Origin of the sequence: Longimicrobium sp. (genome assembly GCF_036554565.1) — a bacterium.
Taxonomy (GTDB): Bacteria; Gemmatimonadota; Gemmatimonadetes; order Longimicrobiales; family Longimicrobiaceae; genus Longimicrobium.
Genome location: NZ_DATBNB010000884.1, coordinates 1 through 4,387 on the forward strand (window position 1 = coordinate 1; position 4,387 = coordinate 4,387).

At 69.0% G+C, this 4,387-nt stretch carries 4 protein-coding genes; all 4 read right to left on the bottom strand.

Going from position 1 to position 4,387, the window contains the following annotated elements; genetic code table 11:
* Positions 1 to 554 precede the first annotated feature (554 nt).
* Positions 555 to 1,571 carry an alpha/beta hydrolase gene (locus VIB55_RS24715; RefSeq protein ID WP_331879359.1) on the bottom strand — a complete coding sequence of 339 codons (1,017 nt, stop codon included), beginning with the start codon at positions 1,569 to 1,571 and terminating at the stop codon, positions 555 to 557.
* A gap of 70 nt (positions 1,572 to 1,641) precedes the next feature.
* Positions 1,642 to 1,950 carry an EthD family reductase gene (locus VIB55_RS24720; protein ID WP_331879360.1) on the bottom strand — a complete coding sequence of 103 codons (309 nt, stop codon included), beginning with the start codon at positions 1,948 to 1,950 and terminating at the stop codon, positions 1,642 to 1,644.
* On the bottom strand, positions 1,938 to 2,483 hold the full coding sequence (locus VIB55_RS24725; RefSeq protein ID WP_331879361.1) for a GNAT family N-acetyltransferase: 546 nt from the start codon (positions 2,481 to 2,483) through the stop codon (positions 1,938 to 1,940). The genes VIB55_RS24720 and VIB55_RS24725 overlap by 13 nt, the downstream gene beginning before the upstream one ends.
* Before the next feature lie 168 nt (positions 2,484 to 2,651).
* Positions 2,652 to 4,145: a glycosyl hydrolase family 18 protein gene (locus VIB55_RS24730; protein ID WP_331879362.1), complete on the bottom strand. Its 1,494-nt coding sequence runs from the start codon at positions 4,143 to 4,145 to the stop codon at positions 2,652 to 2,654.
* Positions 4,146 to 4,387: the final 242 nt, after the last annotated feature.

The window sequence follows — 4,387 nt, forward strand, 5'->3', positions numbered from 1 at the left end:
CACCGTCGCGCGGGCGTCACCCGCCACGGCTTGGACGGACTGCGGCGCGCTCGGAAGCGCGGACTTCCGCGCCTCCAGTGCCTGGCCGTCCGGCTGAGTGCTTTCCGTGGGGCTGGCGGCGGTGCACGCGGCGGCGAGGAAGAGCGCGAGGGCTGTCACTGGGCGGAGAAGTCCGGACGCGATCGTGATTCGTGGATGTGCCATGAGGGTCCTGCCGGCGAGAAGATGGGCCGCCGCCTCTCGACGGAAGTGGCGGGTGCCATCCGGAGCGCGGCGTTCTGGGAGGGGAGGCGCGCGTGCCGATTCGCCCGCGCGCGGTTCCAGGAACGAAGGGCGGGGCGCGCCAGGAGGCGCGTGAGTCGGCAGCGGCGCCGCGTTCTCAGCCCAACGTCATCGGTGTTCGATGTAGCAGCTACCGCGCCATCCATCGATCCCACACCGCCTGTTCCCCTGATTAGTCCAGATTCCGCGCCATGTCTCGCGTTCAGCAAGGAAAGGTGTCCCGGCACTGCAGTGTGTAGCAGTTGCCGGAACTACTGCGAATCGCCAAGAACTCAGCGTTTTGCAACCGTAGCAGAAAAGAACGCCGCCGTCTCGCGGGCGAAGCGTTCCGGCTCGTCCAGGTAGGGAAAGTGCCCGCTTCGCTCGTACTCCACGAAGCGGGCGTTCGGCAGGCGGCTGGCGAGCTCGCGCAGCCCGGCCGGACGGGCGGCGCCGTCGTGCCAGCCCGCGATCACCAGCACGGGCATGGTGATGCGGTCGAACGCGGTGAATCGATACTGCAGGAGTCCGCCCTGGAAGATCGCCCTCCCCAGCTCGCCCGTGTTGCGGATGCCGTGCGCCGCGTTCACGCTGTCCATCCGCACTTCGATCGCCGGGTCCGGATACATGATCTCGGTATCGTACGCAGCCTTTTCTTCGCGGGTGCGGAACGCCTGGAACTCCAGTTCGCAGTCATTCCGCCGGGTGCCATCGCGCGCCAGCGTGTCTGCCGCCACCCGCGCATAGGCTTCGGGGCGCAGCTCGGCGACGCGCTGAAGGCGAAGGCGGCACTGGTACGGCGTATCCCACAGGCCGGAGGTGAAGACGATTCCCGACACGTTCGCGGGATACTTCTTCGCGTACTCCAGCGCGAGCAGCGCCCCGAACGAGTGGCCGATCAGCCCGATCCGGGGCACGCCCAAATGCTGTCGCAGCTCTTCGAGGTCCTCCACCAGCAGCGCGATCGAGTACTCGCCGGACGGGGGCCGCTCGGAGCGCCCGCTGCCGCGCTGGTCCAGGTACACCATCGCCAGCGACCGCTCCATCGGGTCGCCCGCGAGCTCGTCGAAGTGCGTGCTTCCCTGTCCGGGCCCGCCGTGCAGGAACACGACGGGCGCCACGCCGGCCGGCGCCCGCCCCGCCACGCGATACCACAGGCGCACGCCGTTGATCTGCACCTCGTGCACACCCGGCCGCAGCCCGGGCGCGGCCGCGTGTGCCGGGGCATCCGCCCGTCCGCCGCCCGTGTTCGCGGCCGGTGCGCAGCCGGCCAGCATCAGCGCGGCGCCGGCTGGTACCGCCTTCACCATCCAACTCCTCATGACTCGTCGTCTCACTTCCGGTTTCCGAAAAGTCCACCCATCCATGCCGCGGACGGCGTCATACCTGCTGCGAATCGAAGACGAGGACGGTGACGCCGCCCGTGCCCAACGCGGCCGCGTCCGCGGCGGCCGCGGAGCCCTCGGGAGTATTCAGCCCCGCGTGTAGGTCTTCCATGCTGTCGAAGTTCAGGATCAGCACCAGGTGATACGGGCCCGGACCTTCGGCCGTCATCACGGGACCGCGGCTGATCTCCACGAACCGCAGCCCAGGGATCTTCCGGGCAATGGCGAGGTGCGTCTCCTGAAGGTACTTCTCGAACGCGGCCTCATCCGTCGGGTGGTTGTACAGCGAAATCAGCTTGGCCATGGCGTTTCAGGGGACGGGGAAAGGTGATCCTGTGCGACACGAACATCCAGCGCGCGAGCGGGCGAGTCGCGGCGCAGTTCCATGGGCATGAATGCGATGCCGTTCTGAACCTGCACGGCACCCGTCGCCGTGAAGCCGAACCGCTCGTAGACCGGCACGGCGTTCATGGACGAGTTCACCGTGAACCGGCCCGTGTTTCCGTCCGCCGCCGCCGCTTTATTCGCCACCTCCCACAGCGCGGACGCGATGCGCTGCCCGTGGAACGGCTCGGCGACCATCAGGTGATACAGGTGACCGGCATCGCGCACGCCCACCAGGCCCGCCAGTTCGCCCGCGGCTTCCGCAAGGTGATAGCGATAGCGGCCGCTCGCAATGCAATCCGTGATCGCCGCGGGCGTGATCGTCTCGAAGAACGCCGCCGCGTCCTGGGGGCGCTCCGGATCGGCGAGGAAGTAGCGCGCGAGCGATGCGATCAGCGCGCTGATGCGCCCAGCGTCGTCGGACGTCGCTTCGCGGATGGTGAACTCTGCCATCTTGGGTCGGCGCGGGACTCGGGATGACGATGCGGTACCAGACGGACGGGTTGGAGCAGGGGCTCGGTCGCTGACAGGGCTATGTAGATGCTGAAGGTCCATCCGCGCAAGACATTCGGGGCGCACGGGAAGATCCCGTGCGCCCCGATCCTCATTCCGCGCCCCGCCTTACTGGGCGAGGAACGCCTGGTGCGCGGCCGCGAGCAGCGGGTCGCGGCTCCCCGCCGGTGCAGCGGGCAGGTGCCCCTGTCCGATGGTCCAGACGATGGTGCCGCCGAGGCCCTGGCTGCGGGCGAACTCGCCCTTGGCCGCGATGGACTGCTCGTTCTCGTACGAGATGTAGTTGCAGCCCTGCGGACCCTTCGGCGCGCTGAACGTCAGGTAGGGCGCGCCCGCGGCGGCGTCCCACCGGTACGCCGAAGCGTCGTAGTAGTGGGTCATGATGTTGGCGTAGCTCATCACGTTGTCCTCGGCCACCAGCGCGGTGCCGGCGTTCTGCTGCTCGCGCGGTCCGTAGTTGTTCTTCCAGCACGCGCCGTAGAACCCCATGCCGATGCCCAGCTTGGCCGCCGGCACGCCCACGCCCAGGTAGCGCTGCACCGTGCTGGAGATGGATACCGGGCGGTACGTGGCCGCGTCGTTCAGGGGCGAGTGGTGCCACACCTCCCAGTACGGCCACGGGCCAGACATGCTGTAGCTCATCACGTTCATCTGGTCCACGACGGCCGCCGCCTGCGCATACCACGCGTCGTAGGTGCCGGGGAAATTATTGTTGACCGTGCCGACGGGAATGGTGATGAGCATTCCCGGGCGGCGGCTGCGCAACTCCTGCAGCAGCGCCAGCAGGGGCGCCTTGTCGGCCTCCTCGATGGGCTCCCAGTCCACGTCGATGCCGTCGTAGCCCAGGTCGTCCATCGTCGCCAGCAGGTTGGTGACGAAGGTGGAGCGGTAGCTGGACGAGGCCGCGCCCACGAACTGCGCGTGGGTGCCCGCGCCGCCCAGCATCAGGATGGCCTTCTTGCCGGCCTGGTGCGCGCGCGTGCTCAGGGTGCGCGCCATGGCCGGGCCCTCGACGTCGTTGATGTCGAAGTGCGTCAGCACCCCGCCCGTGGACGTCGGCAGCACGCGGCCGACGATGATGTGGCTCATCAGCGAAAAGTCCACCTCCTCGGGCGGATACAGGCTGCGCTGATAGCCCACGTAGTAGCCCGACACCCAGCGCCCCGTGGACGGCGGCGGCGGCGTGGTCGTAGCCTGCGGCGTCACCGCGTTCGACGGCGCCGAGGCCGGCCCCGTGCCGACGGCGTTCGTCGCGGCGACGGTGAACGTGTACGTGGTTCCGTTCGTCAGCCCGGTGATGCTGGCCGTGGTCGCCGGAGCGGTGACGGTGAGCGTGGCGCCGCCGGGCTGCGCGGTCACGCGGTAGCTGCTGATGGGCTTGCCGCCGTTGCTGGCGGGCGCCGTCCAGGTGACGGTGGCGCGCGCGTCGCCGGCGCTGGCCTGCACGGACTGCGGCGCGCTGGGAACGGTGGCGCGGGCCTTGGCGGCGCTGCCCCCGGCCGGGGCGATGAGCTCGGAGCCGGCATCGGTGCATCCGGCGGCCAGGACGAAGGCGAGCGCGGCGGTGAAGCGCCGGGCGGAACTGTATCGTGAGTGCGTCATCGGTCGCGTTGGTTCGTGATTGCGAGAAGAACCTGCGCGATGATTTTCACGAATCTTCCGCAAACCGGCATGGTACGTTTGACCCGGTACGTCGAAGGGGCGCCGCAGCACGCGGCGCCCCTCAGGTCGGAATCTCCAGAGCTGGATTCGCACGAATCGACGTTGCTCGCCCGGGGCCCGCGCGCTGCGTCAGTAGGCGCTCCCTCGACGCCGGCGGACGGGAGAGTCGTTGCGGTGGTACC